This is a genomic window from Bradyrhizobium barranii subsp. apii (assembly GCF_011516635.5).
GTDB lineage: Bacteria > Pseudomonadota > Alphaproteobacteria > Rhizobiales > Xanthobacteraceae > Bradyrhizobium > Bradyrhizobium barranii.
This window is the reverse complement of record NZ_CP096255.1, coordinates 4,490,355-4,508,766: the sequence shown is the minus strand read 5'-3', so window position 1 is coordinate 4,508,766 and position 18,412 is coordinate 4,490,355. Positions and strand designations below refer to the sequence as shown.

The 18,412-nt window shown below is 62.7% G+C and carries 19 protein-coding genes, 1 tRNA gene and 1 pseudogene; 10 read left to right on the top strand and 11 right to left on the bottom strand.

Going from position 1 to position 18,412, the window contains the following annotated elements; all coding sequences use genetic code 11:
- Positions 1 to 65: 65 nt before the first annotated feature.
- Positions 66 to 1,379 carry a polysaccharide deacetylase family protein gene (locus HAP41_RS21335; protein WP_166097137.1) on the top strand — a complete coding sequence of 438 codons (1,314 nt, stop codon included), beginning with the start codon at positions 66 to 68 and terminating at the stop codon, positions 1,377 to 1,379.
- 3 nt (positions 1,380 to 1,382) lie between these two features.
- Here the strand turns inward: HAP41_RS21335 and HAP41_RS21330 are convergent, their stop codons facing one another.
- Positions 1,383 to 1,757, bottom strand: coding sequence for a hypothetical protein (locus tag HAP41_RS21330; RefSeq protein ID WP_063982749.1), 375 nt, complete (start codon positions 1,755 to 1,757; stop codon positions 1,383 to 1,385).
- A 215-nt stretch (positions 1,758 to 1,972) separates the two neighbouring features.
- Between HAP41_RS21330 and HAP41_RS21325 the strand changes: the two genes are divergently transcribed.
- The 3 genes from HAP41_RS21325 to HAP41_RS21315 all read left to right on the top strand — a co-directional run bounded on the left by HAP41_RS21325 (position 1,973) and on the right by HAP41_RS21315 (position 3,858).
- Positions 1,973 to 2,230 carry a hypothetical protein gene (locus HAP41_RS21325; RefSeq protein WP_174770120.1) on the top strand — a complete coding sequence of 86 codons (258 nt, stop codon included), beginning with the start codon at positions 1,973 to 1,975 and terminating at the stop codon, positions 2,228 to 2,230.
- Positions 2,231 to 2,455: 225 nt separating this feature from the next.
- Positions 2,456 to 3,676 carry a zinc metallochaperone GTPase ZigA gene (zigA, locus tag HAP41_RS21320; protein WP_166097138.1) on the top strand — a complete coding sequence of 407 codons (1,221 nt, stop codon included), beginning with the start codon at positions 2,456 to 2,458 and terminating at the stop codon, positions 3,674 to 3,676.
- Positions 3,673 to 3,858, top strand: coding sequence for a hypothetical protein (locus HAP41_RS21315; protein ID WP_063982747.1), 186 nt, complete (start codon positions 3,673 to 3,675; stop codon positions 3,856 to 3,858). Before zigA ends, HAP41_RS21315 begins: the two co-directional genes overlap by 4 nt.
- A 45-nt stretch (positions 3,859 to 3,903) precedes the next feature.
- Here the strand turns inward: HAP41_RS21315 and HAP41_RS21310 are convergent, their stop codons facing one another.
- Positions 3,904 to 5,079 carry a lipase family protein gene (locus tag HAP41_RS21310; protein WP_166097139.1) on the bottom strand — a complete coding sequence of 392 codons (1,176 nt, stop codon included), beginning with the start codon at positions 5,077 to 5,079 and terminating at the stop codon, positions 3,904 to 3,906.
- Positions 5,080 to 5,859: 780 nt separating this feature from the next.
- Here HAP41_RS21310 and HAP41_RS21305 point away from each other — a divergent pair.
- The gene (locus HAP41_RS21305) at positions 5,860 to 6,489 is read left to right on the top strand and encodes a DUF1326 domain-containing protein (protein WP_166097140.1); all 630 of its coding nucleotides are present in this window, start codon (positions 5,860 to 5,862) and stop codon (positions 6,487 to 6,489) included.
- A gap of 49 nt (positions 6,490 to 6,538) precedes the next feature.
- Complete coding sequence (locus tag HAP41_RS21300) at positions 6,539 to 7,360, top strand: DUF2182 domain-containing protein (RefSeq protein WP_166097141.1); 822 nt, start codon at positions 6,539 to 6,541, stop codon at positions 7,358 to 7,360.
- Between the two features lie 155 nt (positions 7,361 to 7,515).
- Here HAP41_RS21300 and HAP41_RS21295 read toward each other — a convergent pair.
- Positions 7,516 to 7,600 (bottom strand) — tRNA-Leu (locus HAP41_RS21295).
- A gap of 218 nt (positions 7,601 to 7,818) precedes the next feature.
- Positions 7,819 to 8,061: a FliM/FliN family flagellar motor switch protein gene (locus HAP41_RS21290; RefSeq protein WP_015685538.1), complete on the bottom strand. Its 243-nt coding sequence runs from the start codon at positions 8,059 to 8,061 to the stop codon at positions 7,819 to 7,821.
- Positions 8,062 to 8,143: 82 nt separating this feature from the next.
- Between HAP41_RS21290 and lipB the strand changes: the two genes are divergently transcribed.
- On the top strand, positions 8,144 to 8,881 hold the full coding sequence (gene lipB, locus HAP41_RS21285) for a lipoyl(octanoyl) transferase LipB (protein WP_166097142.1): 738 nt from the start codon (positions 8,144 to 8,146) through the stop codon (positions 8,879 to 8,881).
- 200 nt (positions 8,882 to 9,081) lie between these two features.
- Positions 9,082 to 9,795, top strand: coding sequence for a DNA helicase (locus HAP41_RS21280; RefSeq protein WP_166105870.1), 714 nt, complete (start codon positions 9,082 to 9,084; stop codon positions 9,793 to 9,795).
- Positions 9,796 to 9,840: 45 nt separating this feature from the next.
- Here HAP41_RS21280 and HAP41_RS21275 read toward each other — a convergent pair whose 3' ends face one another.
- Complete coding sequence (locus HAP41_RS21275) at positions 9,841 to 10,263, bottom strand: tautomerase family protein (RefSeq protein ID WP_166097143.1); 423 nt, start codon at positions 10,261 to 10,263, stop codon at positions 9,841 to 9,843.
- 113 nt (positions 10,264 to 10,376) lie between these two features.
- Between HAP41_RS21275 and HAP41_RS21270 the strand changes: the two genes are divergently transcribed.
- Positions 10,377 to 11,228, top strand: coding sequence for a LysR family transcriptional regulator (locus HAP41_RS21270; protein ID WP_166097144.1), 852 nt, complete (start codon positions 10,377 to 10,379; stop codon positions 11,226 to 11,228).
- Positions 11,229 to 11,236: 8 nt separating this feature from the next.
- On the opposite strand, the gene HAP41_RS21265 is transcribed toward HAP41_RS21270, so the two are convergent.
- A complete protein-coding gene (locus HAP41_RS21265) occupies positions 11,237 to 12,673 on the bottom strand; it encodes an IS701 family transposase (RefSeq protein ID WP_166105276.1) in 1,437 nt (478 codons plus the stop codon).
- 171 nt (positions 12,674 to 12,844) lie between these two features.
- On the opposite strand from HAP41_RS21265, the gene HAP41_RS21260 reads away from it, so the two are divergent.
- Positions 12,845 to 14,149, top strand: a complete 1,305-nt coding sequence (locus HAP41_RS21260; protein ID WP_166065882.1) for an IS701 family transposase — start codon at positions 12,845 to 12,847, stop codon at positions 14,147 to 14,149.
- Positions 14,150 to 14,307: 158 nt separating this feature from the next.
- On the opposite strand, the pseudogene HAP41_RS21255 reads toward HAP41_RS21260, so the two are convergent.
- The 5 genes and pseudogenes from HAP41_RS21255 to HAP41_RS21235 form a co-directional block, all read right to left on the bottom strand.
- Positions 14,308 to 15,143 (bottom strand): annotated as a pseudogene (locus HAP41_RS21255) (IS5 family transposase).
- A 40-nt stretch (positions 15,144 to 15,183) separates the two neighbouring features.
- On the bottom strand, positions 15,184 to 15,651 hold the full coding sequence (locus HAP41_RS21250) for a hypothetical protein (RefSeq protein WP_166097145.1): 468 nt from the start codon (positions 15,649 to 15,651) through the stop codon (positions 15,184 to 15,186).
- A gap of 9 nt (positions 15,652 to 15,660) precedes the next feature.
- Positions 15,661 to 17,097 (bottom strand): TIGR01777 family oxidoreductase, encoded by a 1,437-nt coding sequence (locus tag HAP41_RS21245; protein WP_166097146.1) that lies wholly within the window; start codon positions 17,095 to 17,097, stop codon positions 15,661 to 15,663.
- Complete coding sequence (locus tag HAP41_RS21240; protein WP_166097147.1) at positions 17,094 to 17,759, bottom strand: DUF4166 domain-containing protein; 666 nt, start codon at positions 17,757 to 17,759, stop codon at positions 17,094 to 17,096. The genes HAP41_RS21245 and HAP41_RS21240 overlap by 4 nt, the downstream gene beginning before the upstream one ends.
- A 16-nt stretch (positions 17,760 to 17,775) precedes the next feature.
- Complete coding sequence (locus tag HAP41_RS21235) at positions 17,776 to 18,333, bottom strand: GbsR/MarR family transcriptional regulator (protein ID WP_166097148.1); 558 nt, start codon at positions 18,331 to 18,333, stop codon at positions 17,776 to 17,778.
- Between the last annotated feature and the right edge of the window lie 79 nt (positions 18,334 to 18,412).

The window sequence follows — 18,412 nt, the reverse complement described above, 5'->3', positions numbered from 1 at the left end:
TGAACCGTTTCTGGGCGTCTCCGACCAATTAAGGCGGCAGTCGCGTAAGGAGGCAGACGAGGTTCATGATCGGAAGTAGCGTTGTTGTTCGGACGCGATCGTGGATCGTCCTCTATCTGGGGCTGTTGGTCGTCGGTTCACCGGCGGCCCTTGCGGAGGACTGTCCCGGCCATCCGGACGCGCTCGGGACCTCCCGCACCCTCGTGGTCGATCCGCGCGAGCATCCGCGCATCGGCACCATGCAGTACCGCGAAACGCTGCCGCTGAAGGACCATGAAGTCGTCCTGACCTTCGACGACGGTCCGCTGCCGAAATATTCGAACCAGATCCTCAAGATGCTCGACGACGAGTGCATCAAGGCGACCTTCTTCATCATCGGCGAGCAGGCCAAGGCGAACCCGGAAGGCGTGCGCAAGCTGATTGCCGCGGGCCACACTGTCGGCACGCACAGCATGAACCATCCGCTGACGTTCGACCGGATGCCGCTCGACAAGGCCGAGGCGCAGATCAACGGCGGCATCGAGTGGACCTCGGCCGCGATGACCGATTCGTCCAAGCTCGCGCCGTTCTTCCGCATTCCCGGCCTGATGCGCGCCGAAGGCGTCGAAAACCTGCTGATCTCGCGCGGCATCCAGGTCTGGAGCGCCGACTTCCCCGCCGACGACTGGCGCCATGTGTCGTCCGACCGCGTCTATCAGCTCGCGATCCAGCGGCTGGAAGCCAAGGGCAAGGGCATCCTGCTGCTGCACGACATCCAGCCCCGTACGGTGGCGGCGCTGCCGAAGATCATCCGCGACCTCAAGGCGCGCGGCTATCGCATCGTGCATGTGGTGCCCGCGACCGCCGACCGGCCGGCGACGCCGACCACGCCGGTGGAATGGCTGCTGCATCCGCCGACCGAAACCGTGCCGATCGCCCGCTGGCCGTCCGTGCCGAACTTCGTGTTCGCTCAGACCAAGACGCTGCCGGCGCCCTCGCTTGCCGACCTCAACGCGCAGACCGAGCATCAGCCGCTGCTGCCGCGCAAGACCATGGCGCTGGCGAATGTCGCAGCCACCCTGCCCGTGCCCGACCGCGATCTCTTTGCCATCCCCGAGGGCTCGGTCGAGGTCCTGCTGTCGACGACCTTGTCGCGGCGCGCCGCGATGCGGCTGGCAATGGCGGCCGAGACGCCCCATGCGGCCAAGGGCAAGGCCGGCAAGTCGCGCGGACATCGGACCGCACATACGGCGCCGGCCGGAGCGAAGCACACCGCGCAGGCTACGGGCACCGCCCCCAAGAGCATTGCCCCCAAGAGCACGGCGCCCAAGGGCGCCACACCGCGGAGTTCCGCGACGCATCCGACCCGCGTCGCCAGCCTGAAGAAGCGCGCGCAGTAAGCTCTACTGGCGCATGATGTTGGCGACACAGAGCAGCACGATCAGCGCCAGGAAGAACAGGTCCATATAGGACTTGAGCTCGCCGTCGCGGCGCAGCCGGCCAACGTCGGCCACGACCTGCTTGCGCGCGTTCGTTGCGCCCGAACCGTCATTGATCGGAGCCTGCAGGCGCTTGGTCTCCGCCTCCAGCTTCTCGATCTTCTGGAAGAAATAGAACGCACGCAGCGTCGAGGCCGCGCGCATGCCGGCATAGACCAGCACCAGGATCGCGAGGATCGCCCGGTTCTGGTATTTCTCCATGAAATTCAGGCTGAAATAGACCATCGCCATGAAGGCGAAGTTCGTCACGAAGCGGTAGACGAAGCTAAGAAAGACCATGCTGGCTCCAGCCCTGAGCGGTGCGACCCGTCTACGCCATCTTTATTTCGACAAAGATACGATCGCCGGCCGCCTTTTAGCCACGCGCGTTCATAATGCAAGCGAGAGTACCGGGGCCTGCGTGTTCCACGTAAACGCGAGGTTGCCAGCTGCGCGATGGAGATTCGCCGGAAGCTACGGTACATTGGCACAGCCACCGCATGTGGGGTCTGCCGATGCCGAAGAAGGGAATCACGGGCCACGACGACTGGGTGCTGACCGAGGCCCTGGCGACCGCGCTCGTCGCGCTGGAGCAGCTCGAACCAAAACACCAGCCGAGCGCGCATATGGACGACATCCGCAAGATGCTGGCGAACGGCAAGGAGCCGTCGGCGGTGAGCCTGCATCTCGCCCAGGCCAAATGCCGCCTGTTTCCGGACACGGATCCGCTCGAGATCTACCGCGAATACGGGATCGGCGACGAATATGGCTGAGAGGCCCGCGCCGGTCCTTCGAGCGCGCTGCTGCCTGGAGCTGAGCGGCAGCCGATCGTTACAACGATCATCCACCTCAATGTTCGCGTGAATTTCAGCTGAGCCGCGAAACGACTTGACGGCGGCGCCGCCAGCGAATGTAATGTTATAACATTACATACCCGGTCCCAATGCCCCTCCCCAAGCGTCACCGTCCTATCCCGTTGAAAAGGCTCTTCGATCTCCATGCAAAAACTCCCCGTCACCGTCTTGTCCGGCTTCCTCGGGGCTGGAAAGACCACTTTGCTGAACCACGTCCTGAACAACCGGCACGGCCTGAAGGTGGCGGTGATCGTCAACGACATGAGCGAGGTGAACATCGATGCGGATCTGGTTCGCGATGGCGGTGCGAACCTGTCCCGGACTGACAAGAAGCTCGTCGAGATGACGAACGGCTGCATCTGCTGCACACTGCGAGACGACCTCCTGAAGGAGGTGCGCGCCCTCGCAGAAAATGGCCGCTTCGATTATCTCTTGATCGAATCCACCGGCATCTCCGAACCGCTGCCGGTTGCGGCGACCTTCGATTTCCGTTCCGAAGACGGCGAAAGCCTCTCCGATGTGGCGCGTCTCGACACCATGGTCACCGTGGTCGACGCCGTGAACCTGCTCAAAGACTATTCGTCGACGGATTTTCTCGATCAGCGCGGCGAAGCGCTGGCGAACGACAAGCGCACGCTGGTCGATCTCCTCGTCGAGCAGATCGAATTTGCCGACGTCATCGTTCTCAACAAGGTCGACGACGCGTCGCCCGCACAACGCGAGGCAGCGCGAAAGATCATCCGCGCGCTCAATCCGGACGCGGATCTGATCGAAGCCAACCACAGCCGGGTCGCCTTCGATCGCATTCTCGACACCGGCCGGTTCGACTTCGAGCGGGCGCAGCAGCATCCGCTCTGGTTCAAAGAGCTCTACGGCTTTGCCGATCACGTGCCGGAGACCGAGGAATACGGCGTGACGAACTTCGTCTATCGCGCGCGCCGGCCGTTCGATCCCGAAAAGTTCGACAAGTTCGTCAGGGAGCCCTGGCCCGGCGTCATTCGCGCCAAGGGACATTTCTGGCTGGCAACACGCCCGCAATGGCTTGGCGAGATCAGCCAGGCTGGCACGATCACGCGCACGCAGGCGCTTGGCTTCTGGTGGGCGGCCGTACCCGCGGAACGATGGCCGGATGATCCGCCCTGGCGGAAGCAGCTGCGTGCGAACTGGAACGACATCTATGGCGATCGCCGCCAGGAAATCGTGTTCATCGGCACCAGCATGGATGAAGGTTCGCTCCGCGCCCGTCTGGATGCCTGCCTCGTCCCGGGAAAGCCGGCGATGAACGTCACGGAATGGGCGAAGCTCGCAGACCCCTTCCCGGTCTGGCGCCGCGCGGATGAAATCGCCCAGGCGGACCACCAATGACCAAAATCGTTCGATTCGTTCCGAAATCCGAGCTCGAGCGGCAGCGCCTCATCCGTGAGGCGCGTGCGATCTACGACAGCATATTCCCGCCGGTCACTTTGACCGGCGGACAAGCTGATGATCGCTTGGACCAACGAGCACCGCGCGAGGCAGTCGCCGAAATCCAGCCAAAACAGCGATAAGGATGAAGGTGGTGCGCTCGGAGGGCGCACGCAGTCCTTCCCGGCTCAGCCGCCATATTGCTGCTTCATGTATTTCAGGTAGTTGCCGAGGTGGTGCTGCCAGAAATAGTCCAGCTTCTGGCATCCCGGCGTCCCATCGGTCGGGTTGCCGCCCGGGTTGGCGAAGAGCGGCAGCAGCGCGCCGACGTCAGCATAGTTCAGCGAGGCCTGAAGCTGGTCGAGGATCTGTTGGATCAAGTCCGAGATCGTTGATCCCGTGATCGGTGCGGCGGTTGCCGCGCCGAGATCGGCGGCGGTCAAATGGATCGTCTCGGATATCAGTCTCCGAGAAAGACTCTCGACCCGCTGCTTGAGCCGCCTCACCGCATCGTCGCGAACGCGATTGACTGCGTTCTCACCGTCGGTGACCACGCTGCCGAGCGCGATCGTTGCTTCAGGATTGGGACTGCCGCCGAACCCACGCAGCGGATTTGGCGTGTTGAGGTCTGATATCCACTCCAGGGCAAACGGTGCCTGCGGCACCCAGTCCTGCGTCGACGTCACGGCCCAACCGTATCCGTCGACGGCGGCAAGCCGCGCGTAATCGTATGCGTAATGGTCGTTGCCGGCCTTGGCAGGCGCGAAGGTATAGGTCTTGTAGGCCGGCCCCTTGAAAACATCCGTCGAGTGCCGGACCAGCGAGGTCAGCAGCGTGGCGATCGAGGCACCCTGGCTGTGCCCGGTGATGTAGACGTCGTTGCCCTGTTCCGCGAGCAGCCCCAAGGTCACGAACAACGGGCTATCGGTGGTGAACAGCATGAGCAGCAAACTCAGAGCGAAGCCCGAATGCACACCGGCTTTCACCGCACTGTCACCCTCATCGCGGGCAAGATAGAACGGCAGCGAGATCGGACCGAGCTTCACGTCAAAGCGCGCGTTGATCAGGGGGAACAGCAAGTCGGCCAACACGCTGGCCGCACTTGCGACCGTGCCGCGCACTGCGATCGCGTATTGGGTGGTGTCACTCTGGTTCTGCCAGACCTGCCAGTAATTATCCAATAGCGTGGCACTCGTCGGGGTGAGGTCCTTGCGGACCGCCCAATTTGAGCTTGGATCGGGCACGGAGGGCAGGCCGCAGGTTGCCACCGCTTCGGTCAGCGATGGCGTGCCGGCGTAGGCACGCTGCGCCATCTCAAGCAGAAGTTGCGCCTCCGCGAATTGGAATCCCGACTTGAGCGTCATGCTGCCCTCCTTGCAAAGGTGCTCGACTCCAGCCGCCCGTGTTCGGACCCGGAAGCCAGCGACCGATATTTCGTGTCTCTCGGAGTTCATCAATTATAAGATGTGATAGCATAGAAACGCAATAAGAAGGTGTCGATCGACCAGCGCCTCTGCAGACTACGTCCAGGAACAATTGCGTGAGCAGGGAGGATCCCGCGGGGTGGCCGGTGTTCCAGGCTTTGCCCGCTCCAACTCATTCCAACCGGACGCGCACTGTTCTATCGAAAGCGACATGAGGCATCTGCGGATTCATCGGCCACAGGTTTCGATGATCACGCCGGAGGAAGTCTATAATTTCAGTTTCGACACAATCGATTGGGGACCGTCGCCGCGCCAGGCTGCCGTGGTCAATCTCGGCAAATCAGATTGGCTGAATAGATTCGCTCAGACGCATCTCGTCCGAGCAGCCACTTTCGTCTGATGTTCTATGATCAGATCATCGACTTGATCTGAGAGGGCATTTCGGCAGAAACAGGCCCCTACCCCGGCTAAAGCGGCGCGATCCGCCGTTTGGTGCGCTCGGAGGGCGGTCGCATTTATCGAAGTTTCAATGGCTTGCGGAAATGGGCAAAGAATTTAGGTGGATCTCCAGCTGATAGGTGCTTTTTCCAGTCGATTGACCGAACCTCACAATAGCTTGCGGGACTTCAGCTTGCGGGACTTCGCCACGCAGCGTAACTTTCAATTCTACGTAGCTCCTTCGAAAGTAATCTGACGGGTTCGGCCTAGCGGGAGATAGCGATGGCGGATGTCCCATGGCACCTTTCCGGCGACTACTTCGAGAATTGCAGTTGCAGCATCGTGTGTCCCTGCCTCGTGTCGGCGGCTCCCCCGCTGACCGCGCGACCGACCGAGGGCTTCTGTAACGTACCGCTGATCTTCCACGTCGAGAGCGGCCGCTATGGCAACATCGAGCTCGATGGACTCAATGTCCTGGTTATCCTCCACGCGCCGGGGATCATGGCAGACGGAGATTGGTCGGTGGCCGCCTATATCGACCAGCGCGCCAACGATGAGCAGACCGAGGCTCTAGCTGCGATCTTCACCGGCGGCGCCGGTGGTCCGATGGCCGCGTTCACACCGCTGATCAGCAAGAACCTGGGGGTTCGCAAGGTCCCGATCACATTCCGAATCGAGGGCAAGACGCGGTCCGCGGAAATCCCTGATATTCTGCACATGTCCGTCGACCCGTTGCCGACCATGCATCCGAGCGGGGAAATGTGGGCCAACATCGGCCATCCAGTCAGCCCTGACAGGATGGTGATGGCGGTCGGCGCCGCCGGTAATACGTTCAGCGATCATGGCATGCGCTGGGACAATTCCGGCAAGAACGGCCTCTATGCGCCGATCCGCTGGTCGAACCAGGCGTGATGCAACTCCTGACCCGGCCTTGCGAGAAGGCCGGCAACACTTATCGCAAATGACCGACGGCCCCCTGGAAACCGTGCTGCGGCGCGATCGCTGGATCGTCGGCGGCGCGATCGGGATCATTGTCGCACTGGCATGGGCCTATGTGCTCTGGCTCGCCAAGGACATGGACATGGGCGGCATGGACATGACCGGGTTCCGCATGATCCCGGCCGGGATCGGAATCATGTTGCCGGCGAGCGAGCCATGGCGAGCGATCGAGTTCGCGTATGTGTTGCTGATGTGGGTGGTGATGATGGTCGGAATGATGGCACCCTCGGCAGCGCCCATGATCCTCATGTACGCCCGCGTGGGTCGACAGGGGAAAGCGCAGGGCAAGCCGTTCGCTGCGACCGGCTGGTTTGCGGCCGGTTATCTCCTCGCCTGGGGCGGCTTTTCGCTGGCAGCAACCCTACTCCAATGGACGATCGAGCGGGCGGTCCTGCTGGATTCCCGGATGACGATCGCCAGCAATCTGCTCAGTGCAATCGTGCTGATCGCGGCGGGAGTCTATCAATGGACACCGCTCAAGGACGTCTGTCTCGCCCAATGCCAGCCGCCATTTCTGTTCCTGATGCGCCACGGCGGCTTTCGCGACGACCTGCGAGGCTGCCTGCTGCTGGGGCTGCGGCACGGAGGCTATTGTGTCGGCTGCTGCTGGGTCTTGATGGCGCTTTTGTTCGTAGGCGGGGTGATGAACGTGCTTTGGATTGCGCTTTTGGCCCTGCTCGTCCTGTTGGAGAAACTTACGCCGATCGGACGATGGATCGCGCGCGCCGCCGGCATTGCGTGTGCGGCCGCCGGCGTCTGGCTACTGGTGTCGTTGCCGCGGTGATGAGCAACCTGCGTGATGTTCAGTACGCGTGCCCTGTTGCAAACGGCGATCACGCCGAGCCGCCAGCCCTACACTCGAACCGTCAGGCGGGGACGGCCGAACGGCGAAGACCTGGGCTGCCTGAGCCGGTCTCTCCATCGATCGGCTTTTGAGGTTGGTGCGCTCGGAGGGACTCGAACCCCCACGATTTTACTCACTGCCACCTCAAGGCAGCGCGTCTACCAATTCCGCCACGAGCGCTTTGGGGATGCCGGCTTAGGGCTTGAGGCCTGCCGGATCAACGGCGCCGATCTAACAAATCCATCAGAGGGGTACAAGCCTGCAAAGGCCCAGAATTCCACAAGCTTGGCAGGAAAAATCCGGACCCCTGCCCGGATCGGCCCTATCGAGGGCCCCGGCCCTGCCGGCTACCCCGGGCCGCTCCCGCGTGCCCAGGCCGTTACCGCGTGCCCGGGCCGCTATCGCGTGCCCGTCGTGCGCGGCAGCATCTGCTTGACCTCGACCGCGATCCGGTTGCGGTCGACCAGCACGACGCCGGAGGCGACCGGCAGATTGTTGGCGAGAACCTTGACCTCGTCGGCCTCGGTTGCGTCCAGTTCGATGATGGCGCCGCGGGAAAGACGTAATACTTGATGGATCGGCATGGTGGTCGTCCCGAGGACGACCATGAGATCCACGGTGACTTTATCGAGAGTGGGCACTGTCAGGACCGCCGCAACTTGGGACTTAAGCCAAAGGACTTGGCATTTGCTCCCCAGATGATCACCACGTTATGGTTAGCCAATGGTTAATTCGCCTCAAAACCCCCGCCAAGACCTCGATTTGACGTCGTTTTCCGCCTCCACCGGCGAGCCCGTGGAGTGGCGAATCTCGGACGCGCCGGTGCCCTATCCGGAGGCCGTGGCCGCCATGGAGGCGCGAGTCGCTCAGATCGCCGCCGGCGAGGCGCCCGAGCTGGTCTGGCTGCTCGAGCACCCCCCGCTCTACACCTCCGGCACCTCGGGCAAGGAAACCGACCTGCTCGATCCCCGCTTCCCGACCTTTGCCTCCGGGCGCGGCGGGCAGCTGACCTATCACGGGCCCGGCCAGCGGGTGGCCTATGTCATGCTCGACCTCAAGCGGCGCCGGCCGGACGTCCGGGCCTATGTCGCGAGCCTGGAGGAATTGATCCTGCGGACGCTCGCCGCCTTCAACATCCGCGGCGAACGGCGCGAGGACCGGGTCGGCGTCTGGGTGAAGCGCCCGGACAAGGGGCCCGAGCACGAGGACAAGATCGCGGCGATCGGCGTGCGGCTGAAGCGCTGGGTCTCGTTCCACGGCATCGCCATCAATGTCGAGCCGGAGCTGTCGCATTTCGCCGGCATCGTGCCCTGCGGCGTCGCCGACCCCCGCTACGGCGTCACCTCGCTGGTCGATCTCGGCCAGCTCGTGACCATGGCCGATGTCGACGTGGCGCTGCGCCAGGCGTTCGAGGAGCTGTTCGGACCAACCCGCGCGCTGGTGGCGGAAGCGGCCGTCTAACTTTTCCTGTTCGAGCCTGTACCGGCGCATATTCTCCGCTTGTGGTGGAATCGGCTATGCTCGTTTCAGGTGCCGCCCACGCCTCCCCCCTCCGCCGGGAAAGCAGACATCATGCCGGGCGAATGATCATCGGACCGACTGTTCGAGCGCCAGGCATAAGGAGGGATTGCGCTTTCAGCTCGCAATGGGAGGTTTTGACGATGAGACTCTCTGCGCCGATCTATCATCTGAAGCGACGAGCCAAGCGCCTGTCGCGCGAGGAAGGCATTCCGCTCCACGACGCGCTTGACCGCATCGCTGCGACGGAAGGGTTTTCCGCCTGGAGCATGCTCGCGGCAAAGGCCGCCGCACTGACGCCCGCCAATCGCCTGTTCCCGCAATTCCGGCCGGGTGATCTGGTGCTGGTCGGGGCTCGCCCCGGTCAGGGCAAGACCCTGATGAGCCTCGAATTGGCCGTCGAGGCCATGAAGTCGGGCCATCGCGCGGCGTTCTTCTCGCTCGAGTACACGCAGAATGATGTGCTGGATCGCCTGCGGGCGATCGGTGTGGAGCCGGCGCAGTTCGACAAACTGTTTGAGGTTGACTGCTCCGACGCCATCAGCGCCGACTACGTCGTCAAGCAGATGGCCGCGGCGCCTCGTGGCACGGTCGTGGTGATCGACTATCTGCAACTGCTCGACCAGAGGCGGGAAAATCCTGATCTCGCTGTTCAGGTGCGCGCACTGAAATCCTTCGCGCGCGATGCGGGGCTGATCGTCGTCTTCATCTCGCAGATCGATCGATCATATGATCCGTCGGTCAAGCCGTGCCCAGACCTCGACGATATCAGGCTGCCGAACCCGCTGGACCTCAAGCTGTTCGACAAGCCGTGCTTCATCAACAACGCCGAAGTCCAGTTCCGAGCGGCGAGCTGACGGCTTCAGGCCGCGGGTGAGATTCTTCACCCGCGGCCAGCTACCTTACGCCGCCTGCAACGCAACTTCGAGCTTGCCGGCAATGTAGCGCCGCTCCTGGGTCAGGCCGCCAAAGCCGTAGGCGTCGCCCTTGACCTCGTCGACATGCAGGTAGGTCTCATGATGCAGCGGGCCCAAAATCTCGGCCATGCGCTCGAACATCGCGGCGAGATAGGCCGCCTTCTCGTCCTTGGTGTTGGTGCCTTCGCTGACATGGATGTCGATCCAGTAGCTCGCAAGCTTCTGTTCGGCGAGCGACTTGCCGCCGGCGAACCAGTCGCCTGCGTCGACCGATTTCACGATGATGGCGGTCACCCTGGGATCCTTGTGCAGGATCTTTGCGGTCAGCTCGGACACGGCGTTGGCGATATCGGCCTTCAGCGACGGCGACTGGCGGGAGGTGGTGTAGGACACGGTGATCAGGGGCATGGTGGTTCTCCTCAAGATGCTGCGCGGAGTTTGCGCGGCGTTGGTGAGAAGCTAGACCTTGCCCCGTCATTTTGGTATCTTATCTCTGTTGATACCAGTGATAACCATTCATAATGACAGCAACGCTCGACATCGCCACCATCAAGGCCTTCCTGCTGGTCGCCGACCTCCAGAGTTTTACGCGCGCCGCCGAAGCACTCGGCACGACGCAGGCCGCCGTCAGCCTGAAGCTTCAGCGGCTCGAGACATTGCTGGGAAAGCGCCTCGTCGAGCGCTCGCCGCGCGCGGTCCGGCTCACTGCCGACGGCGCCGCGTTCCTCGATCGCGCCCGCGCGCTGATGGAGGCGCATGACCGTGCACTGTCGGGCGAAACATCGACTGCGCAATCGCTCTCGCTTGGCATCTCCGACCATGCCGCGGGCCCCGAGCTGGTGCCGCTGCTCGAACGCCTGCACGCGATGTCCTCAAGTCTCACCCTCGCCGTCACCATCGGCTTCTCACGCGAGATGCAGGACGCTTACGACGCAGGTCAGCTCGATGCCGTGATCGTGCGCCAGGAAGGCAGTCGCCGCGGCGGCGAGAAGCTGGCCGAAGACGAGTTCGGCTGGTTCGCCGCACGGCGCTTCACCCTGCCGAAGGGTGAGCCGCTGCCGCTCGCAACCCTCGCCCCGCCCTGCGGCGTCCGCGCCATCGCCGTCCGCGCGCTCGACAAGGCCGGCCTCGCCTGGCGCGAACGCTTTGTCGGCGGCGGCGTCACCGCGGTGGTCGCGGCCGCGCTTGCTGGCCTCGCGATTGCGCCGCTCGCGCGCCGGATCGCGCCTCCCGGGCTGATCGACATCGGGCCAGCGCAGAAGCTACCGAAACTCGGCAGCTCGAAGGTAATGCTGCATTCGCAGGTCAGCGATCCCGCCAAGCTCGCGGCGCTGCGTGCGGTGGTGGCGACGTTCCGGAGCGTGGCGGCTTAGCTCTAATCTTACTGCGTCACAAACGGTGGTCTGTGAAATGGGCGAACTTGATTGCACAACAAGGACATCTCGACAACGTTCGGACCAGCCCTTGTTCGAGTCGCCGTCGCATCGTCGTGATCGAATTTGGAATGTGACGTTGGGTCCGTAGCGGCAGAACCGCGGGGTCTGTAATCCGCGGAAACGCGAGCGAGCGGGATCGGCCGGGCGCGCCGAGCGCCTGAGGGGGGAAACGCCTCCCGCTCGGAGATCAGGAATCCGAAGGCTGCAATGCACATCGTTGCGTGATGATGAAAGCCGCGCCAGCCGCGTCCCTCGAAGTGGCCAAGCCCGACCTCCTGCTTGAGTTCCTGATAGTCGCGTTCGATGCGCCAGCGCAATTTAGCCGTCTCTACGAGAGTCCGGAATGCCACATCCTCCGGCAATGTCGAGAGCCAGTATTTGGTAGGCTGGTCCTCGCCTTTCGGCCATTCGATCAGCAACCATTCCTCCAACCGCTGGGTGGTTTGCCAATAATCACGGTGCGCGGCACGGACCCGCACGCGGGCAAAGCGCGAGCTCAGCTTTTCGTTCGTTCCTTGCCGCCACGTGATGGTGCGCCAAGCTTTGGCCGGCAGGCCGATCGCGAGCGCTTTAACGGCGGCCGGCCGACGCTGACGGTTGCGGCGCATCAGTTTCGGGGGACGGCCGCGGCCCGACCATGGCTTCGGCGGCAAGGGACCGGTGCCGGGCGCCCATACCGTTGTGCTCGACAGAAGACCCGCCACATAGGTCAATCCCAGCGCCGTGATCTCCGTGCGCAGATCGCTGTTGTTGCCATAGCCCGCGTCCATCAGCACGACACCACGCGGAAGGCCGGTCGCACAGGCCCACCGCAACTGCTCCAGCGCGATCTCCGGCTTGGTCCGGAAGCCGACTTCGGCAGGAATGCCCACCTTGCGCCGCCGATCGCAATCCTCAGTCCATTCCTTCGGAAGATAAAGGCGGTAGGCAACAGGCAGGCTGGCGTGGTGATTGGCAATCGATAATGACACCGCCACCTGGCAATTATCCTGCTTGCCGAGCTGCCCGCAATATTGCCGTGCAACTCCAACCGAATGTCGCCCCTGCTTGGGAAATCCGGTGTCATCGATGATCCAAGCTTCGATCGGGCCCTGGCGTTCGATCGCCGGCAGGACCATCTCTCGTACCTTGCCCAGCACCTTCTCATCCGACCAGGCGCCGCTGCCGACGAAATGCAGCAGCGATTGATGTTGGGCGGCCGTCCGTTCCGGAGCCGTCATCGCCGCCATTGGCTCCACGCTCTTACGACCGCCACAGGCCATGAGGCCGACGCAATAGTCGCGCAGCGGTGCCTTCCGATCAGCATGACCGATGACGCTGGCAAGCCCTTCCAAATACGTCGCAAATCGCATCTCACTGGTCTTGGTGCCACGCCCGCTCATGTAGCCTCCTCGGCTGATGGTCCATGCTTCAACCATCGCTGATTCCGGCCGGATAAAGCCTGCGGTTTTGTGACTCAGTCGTTCTAGTCTTACTGAGTCAGAGTGTCGCGGCCCTTGTCGACAGGAATCATATATTTGAGAAGACTCACTTTTCGTCATGCGGGGGCTGAGATGAGTCTGACAAAATCGGGAGACGTAGCGTCGCGGTTTTCGGCATATATTGAGGGCCTTGCGAGTGTGATCGGCCATGCAGGACGCGCCAAACCGCTGCGCGACTACTGTACCGGGCTGATGATGCCATGCGATCGCAAGAGCGTCGAGCCGATGGCGGCAATCACGGCACCTGAGCGGACAGCAGCGCAACATCAGTCGTTGTTGCATTTAGTCGGTCAAGGTGACTGGTCGGATCAGCAGGTGTTGGCCAAGGTCCGTGAGTTAGTGCTGCCGGGCATCGAACGCTGCGGGCCGATCGAAGCGTGGATCATTGATGATACGGGCTTTCCCAAGAAGGGGCGGCATTCAGTCGGCGTTGCGCGGCAATATTGCGGCCAGTTGGGCAAGCAAGACAATTGTCAGGTGGCCGTATCTCTTTCGCTTGCGAACCATCATGCGAGCTTGCCGGTGGCCTATCGGCTCTATCTCCCAAAGGAGTGGGTGACGGACCGTACACGTCGGCGCAAAGCCGGAGTCCCCAAGGAAATCACCTTCAAGACCAAGCCGGCAATTGCACTTGATCATTTGCGCTGGGCCTGTGCGGTGGGCTTGCCGCGCGGCGTGGTCCTGATGGACGCCGGCTACGGCACCGACACCGCTCTGCGTGGGAGTATTACCGAACTGGGCCTGAGCTACGTGGCCGGCATCTTGCCACAAACCTCGGTATGGGCGCCCGGAACCGGACCGCGGCCGCCGAAGGCATGGTCGGGGAACGGACGACCTCCGAAACTGCTACGGCGTGACAGCAAACACCGACCGATTTCGGTCAAGAAGCTTGCGATCGGTCTGCCAGCACATGCTTGGCACAAGATCACGTGGCGTGAGGGTACGGCAGAACCGTTGTCTTCGCGGTTTGCCCGTGTGCGCGTCCGTCCGGCACATCGAGATTACTGGCTCGCCGAAAGCCGGCCCGAGGAATGGCTGCTGATCGAGTGGCCAGAGGGCGAGGCAGCACCAACCAAATATTGGTTTTCAACGCTTGCAGCCAACATTGGATTTCGTCAGCTGGTCGATATTGCCAAGCTGCGCTGGCGCATCGAGCGCGACTACCACGAACTCAAACAGGAGGTTGGCCTTGGTCACTTCGAGGGACGAAGCTGGCGTGGCTTCCACCACCACGCAACATTGTGCATTGCCGCCTACGGTTTTCTAGTCTCCGAGCGAGAGACGATTCCCCCCTCAGAAGCAGCCTCCACCAAAATCTTCAAGGAAGCTGCTATTCCCGCAACCTATCGGCCGAGGGGATCCGCCATTGCGGCCTGAACGACACGTTCCGAATTCGATTGCGACCGTCCGACGAAGATTGAGCGCTGCGCTCGTCGTCACACTATCTCGATGCCCTTGTTGCATCAGGGCACTCTCAAGTCAAAGTGGCTATCGAAATTTATGACGCAGTAAGACTAAGAGTCTGTCCGGAAAGATTACCTTGGATTGCATAGCTTTCGCAGCATGAGTCGGATGGAGGCCAGCTTGAGAAAGGCGAGCGCCCTGTGATTGAAGCATTCCCAATCTTTGGACAGTCTTCGGCATCGCCCGAGCCAGGCAAAGGTACGCTCGACGATCCAGCGTTTGGGCAAGACGACGAAACGGTGAGCCTGATCGGAGCGTTTGACGATTTCGAGGTTCACGCGCTTCAGAGCGCTACGCAGCCCCTTCTGGAAATGTGGCCCTTGATATCCGCCGTCGGCGTAGAGCTTCAGAAGAAAGGGATAGAGGCCGAACAACGTTGCCATCAGGAGCACGCCGCCGTCGCGATCCTGGATGTCCGCCGCATGCACGATGGCGTGCATCAAGAGGCCTTGCGTGTCGACGAGAATGTGCCGCTTCTTGCCCTTGATCTTCTTGCCCGCGTCGTAGCCATGGAGATCATGAGGCCCCCTTTTTCAGCGCTTTTCACGCTCTGGCTATCGATGATGGCGGCGGTGGGAGAAGCCTCGCGCTCGGCCCTTTCGCGACATTCGACATAGAGGGCGTGATGAATTTTATCGAGCGTGCCGTTCCAGCTCCACAGATCGAAGTAGCCATACAGCGTCGAGCGCGGCGGCAGGTCCTTGGGGATCGCGCGCCACTGGCAACCTGTGCTCAGGATGTACATCAGCCCGTTGGCAATCTCGCGCAGGTCCACCGTACGCTTGTTGCCGCCGCGCTTGGCCGGCGGGATGCGAGGCGCGATCAGCGCCCACTCCTCGTCGGTCAAGTCGCTCGGATAGCGCAGGCGGCTGCGGTCGTAGCGTGCACGGTTCTCGGTAGTCCACATTGGCGGCGCGTCCCCATCGAATCAGGCCGCTCACCTTGAATCACAACCGATTCATTCGACTCAACATGTTTTGGAACAGACACTTAGGTTGCTCCGTCTCCGCGCCCGCATATCTGCCTGCGATATACCAATAATTCAGCCCGGCGAAGCAACCGGCGGTGACGTATAGCCAACCCAATTCATTGACAGACCTGTAAAGCACCATCTGGCTCGCGGACCCGATCAAACCACCGGCAAGCACGAAGAACACAAGCGAGCGGATGCAAAGCCGTTCGCTCAGCCAGATCGTGGCGATCGACGGAATGCCGCTGAGCACGCAAACGAAGAACAGGATCAGTGGCACGCCGATCAAGATCGCGAAGACAAAATCCCACGGGGACATTGGGGTGACGCGATTGGCACTAGCCAACGCCAGGATGAGCAGAAAGAACAGCTGAATAACGGCCGTCGCCGTCAGGCATCCGCCTAACCAGCCCCGCGTCGCCCGGGAGCAAGTCTCGCAAGCCATGACATCACCTCACAAGATCGCCTCAAACGCGCTGCGCAGCGTCTCGTGCCTGAACACGAAACCGCGACTCAGCGCCTTGTTGGGCAGCACGCGCTGGCCGCCGAGCAGGAGTTCGTCGGCAAAGCCGCCGTCGATCCGGCGCAACAGGCCGCCGGGGATTCGAAACACCGCGGGCCGGTGCAGACGGCGGCCGAGCTCCTCGGTGAACTTTGCGTTGGTGACGGGGATCGGCGCGGTGGCGTTGACGGGCCCGGTGAGATCGGGCGTCGCCATCACATAGGCAATCAGCCGGATCAGATCGTCGCGCTCGATCCAGGACATCCACTGCCGCCCGGTGCCGAGCGGACCGCCGAGGCCGAACTCGAACGGCGTCAGCATCCGCGTGATGAAGCCGCCTTCGGTGCCCAGCACGAGGCCGATGCGCAAACAGACCACGCGGACGCCGAGCTCTTCCGCCGGCCGCGCCGCCTTTTCCCACGCCGCGCACAGCTCATGGCTGAAGCACGCATGTGACTTCGCCGATTCCGTCAGCACCTGGTCGGCCCATAGGCCGTACCAGCCGATCGCGGAGCCGCTGACGAGGACCTCCGGCTTGCGCTCGAGCCGCGCGATCAGTTTTACGACCTCGCCGGTCATGTCGATGCGGGAGCCGAGAATTTTCGCGCGCTTTGCCTCGGTCCAGAGGCCGTTGCCGATCGGCTCGCCAGCGAGATTGACGATGGCGTCGATTGGCGTGTCCGATGCGAGCTGATCGAGGCTGGTGATCAGCGTGACCGGCGGCGGCAGCATCTCGGCCTTCGCGGGGTTGCGGATCAGCGCGATGACGTCGTGCCCTGCCCCGCTGAGGCTCGCGGCAAGGCGGCTGCCGATGAAGCCGGTGGCGCCTGTTATCAGCACGGTCTTGCGGCCGGGGACCTTCTCGACGAGCCCGTGCGCAGGCACGCTTTTCATGCGCCCGAGCCGGCGCATCGCGGCAAAATCCCTGACGCCGCAGAGCGCAGCTCCCACCGCGCAGGCCGTCGCGGCGATGCTGAGCAATCCCTGATACACGACACTCACGCCGAACGGCTGCATCGCCCATTCGATCAGCACCGGCAGCAGCAGCACCAGGATGGCGCCATAGTTGATCGCAAGCAGCGTGTGGTTAATCCGCTCGCTCGGCGGCAGCTTTCGGCTCAGATCTTCCTCGACGAAATCCATCAGCGTGATGACGATCTCGGCGACCAGCACCGCGACGATCAGGATCGCCAGCACGCCGTAAACCTCCAACCAGCCGAGCAGCAGGAACAGCAGCGCATAGAGCATGTTGCGGATACCGTGCAGCTTCAGCTCGAAGCGCTGCGACGGGCGCCAGACCAGGCGCTCAGTGAATTCGTGGTGATAGAAGGTGTCGAACACGCCCATCACGATCTGGATGGCGATGAGGGTCCACAACAGCGGCGTCATGATACGGCCTCCCTGAAGACGGCGGACTGGTGGATCAGCGCGCCGTAACGCGGGTGAGTGACATCGAGGGTGAAACGGAAGGCGCCTTCGCCGAGATCGCTATGCGTCACCGTGAGATCGCCGGGCGTGAGCCATTGCGGCAGCGGGATCCACAAGCGTCCCAGTTGGAGTCCGTAACCGGCACTACGGAAGGTCAGCGCCTGTCCCTCGACCGCGATGCGGAGCGCCATCGAGACGCCGAAGCCGACATACTCTTCGAGCCCGGTCGGGCCGGCAAAACGCTTGGCGGAATGAATCACTTGCGGAAAGCCGCGCTTGCGCGCGCAGATGCGGGTCCAGGTCTGGCCGCCGGTCGCGCCGTCCTCGGTGACAGTCACGATCATGGGGACACCGGTGTCGCGGCCGGTCGGCAGCGGTCCGCCGATCAGGCGGGCGGCTAGCGCGAACCACCAGCCGATGTCACTGAAGGAGACCTCGTCGACCACGCCGACATAGACGACGCTGTCGCCGTCAGCGACCCGTTTCGAAAAGCGCCGCCAGGTCGCGAGCGGCAGCCGGCCCCAATCCTCGTCCGACAGCAACGCGCGGAAGCGGCGGTCGTCGAGTAGTTTGACGTGAGCTGAGGGAGATGCGCTGGAGCCTGATAATCGAGCCGACGTCATCGCACCCTCCTCAACGCTATTTGGCCTTGCCCAGCGGCAGCAGGTTGGCGATCTTCTCGCCAAGCCGCATCAAGGCGACCAGCCGCGGCCGCGGCACTTTCAGCATCTGCATGAACCAGTGGTCGGCGAGCTCGGTGAAGGCGAGCATCTCCTTCAGCCGTTTGGCTGCGACCGGATTGATGGTCGGATCGTCGGCGGCATCGGACACGCAGGCCCTGAGCGCCGTGATCGCCGGATCGAGCTCCCGCTTCTTGCGCCGCGCCGCGATTCTCGCGGCGACCTCCCAGATGTCGGTCTCGGCCTCGTAATGGTCGCGGCGGTCACCAAGGATCGGCACCCGCCGGATCAGGTTCCAGGCGAGCAGCTCCTTCAGCGAGTTGGAGACGTTGGAGCGCGCCATGCCGAGCGTGTCGGCGATGTCCTCGGCCGTCATCGGCGCCTCGGCGAGATAAAGCAGCCCGTGGATCTGGCTGACCGAGCGGTTGACGCCCCACCCGTCCCCCATGTCGCCCCAATGCAGGATGAAGCGCTCGACGGCGGCGGGCAGTTTCTTCTTTTCGGTTGCTTCTGTCATGACAGAAATATCTGACGAGCGCGACTGATTGTCAAGAGCGCTCGGCGGCTTGCCTCCTGTATACCGTCCGTCGTATTTG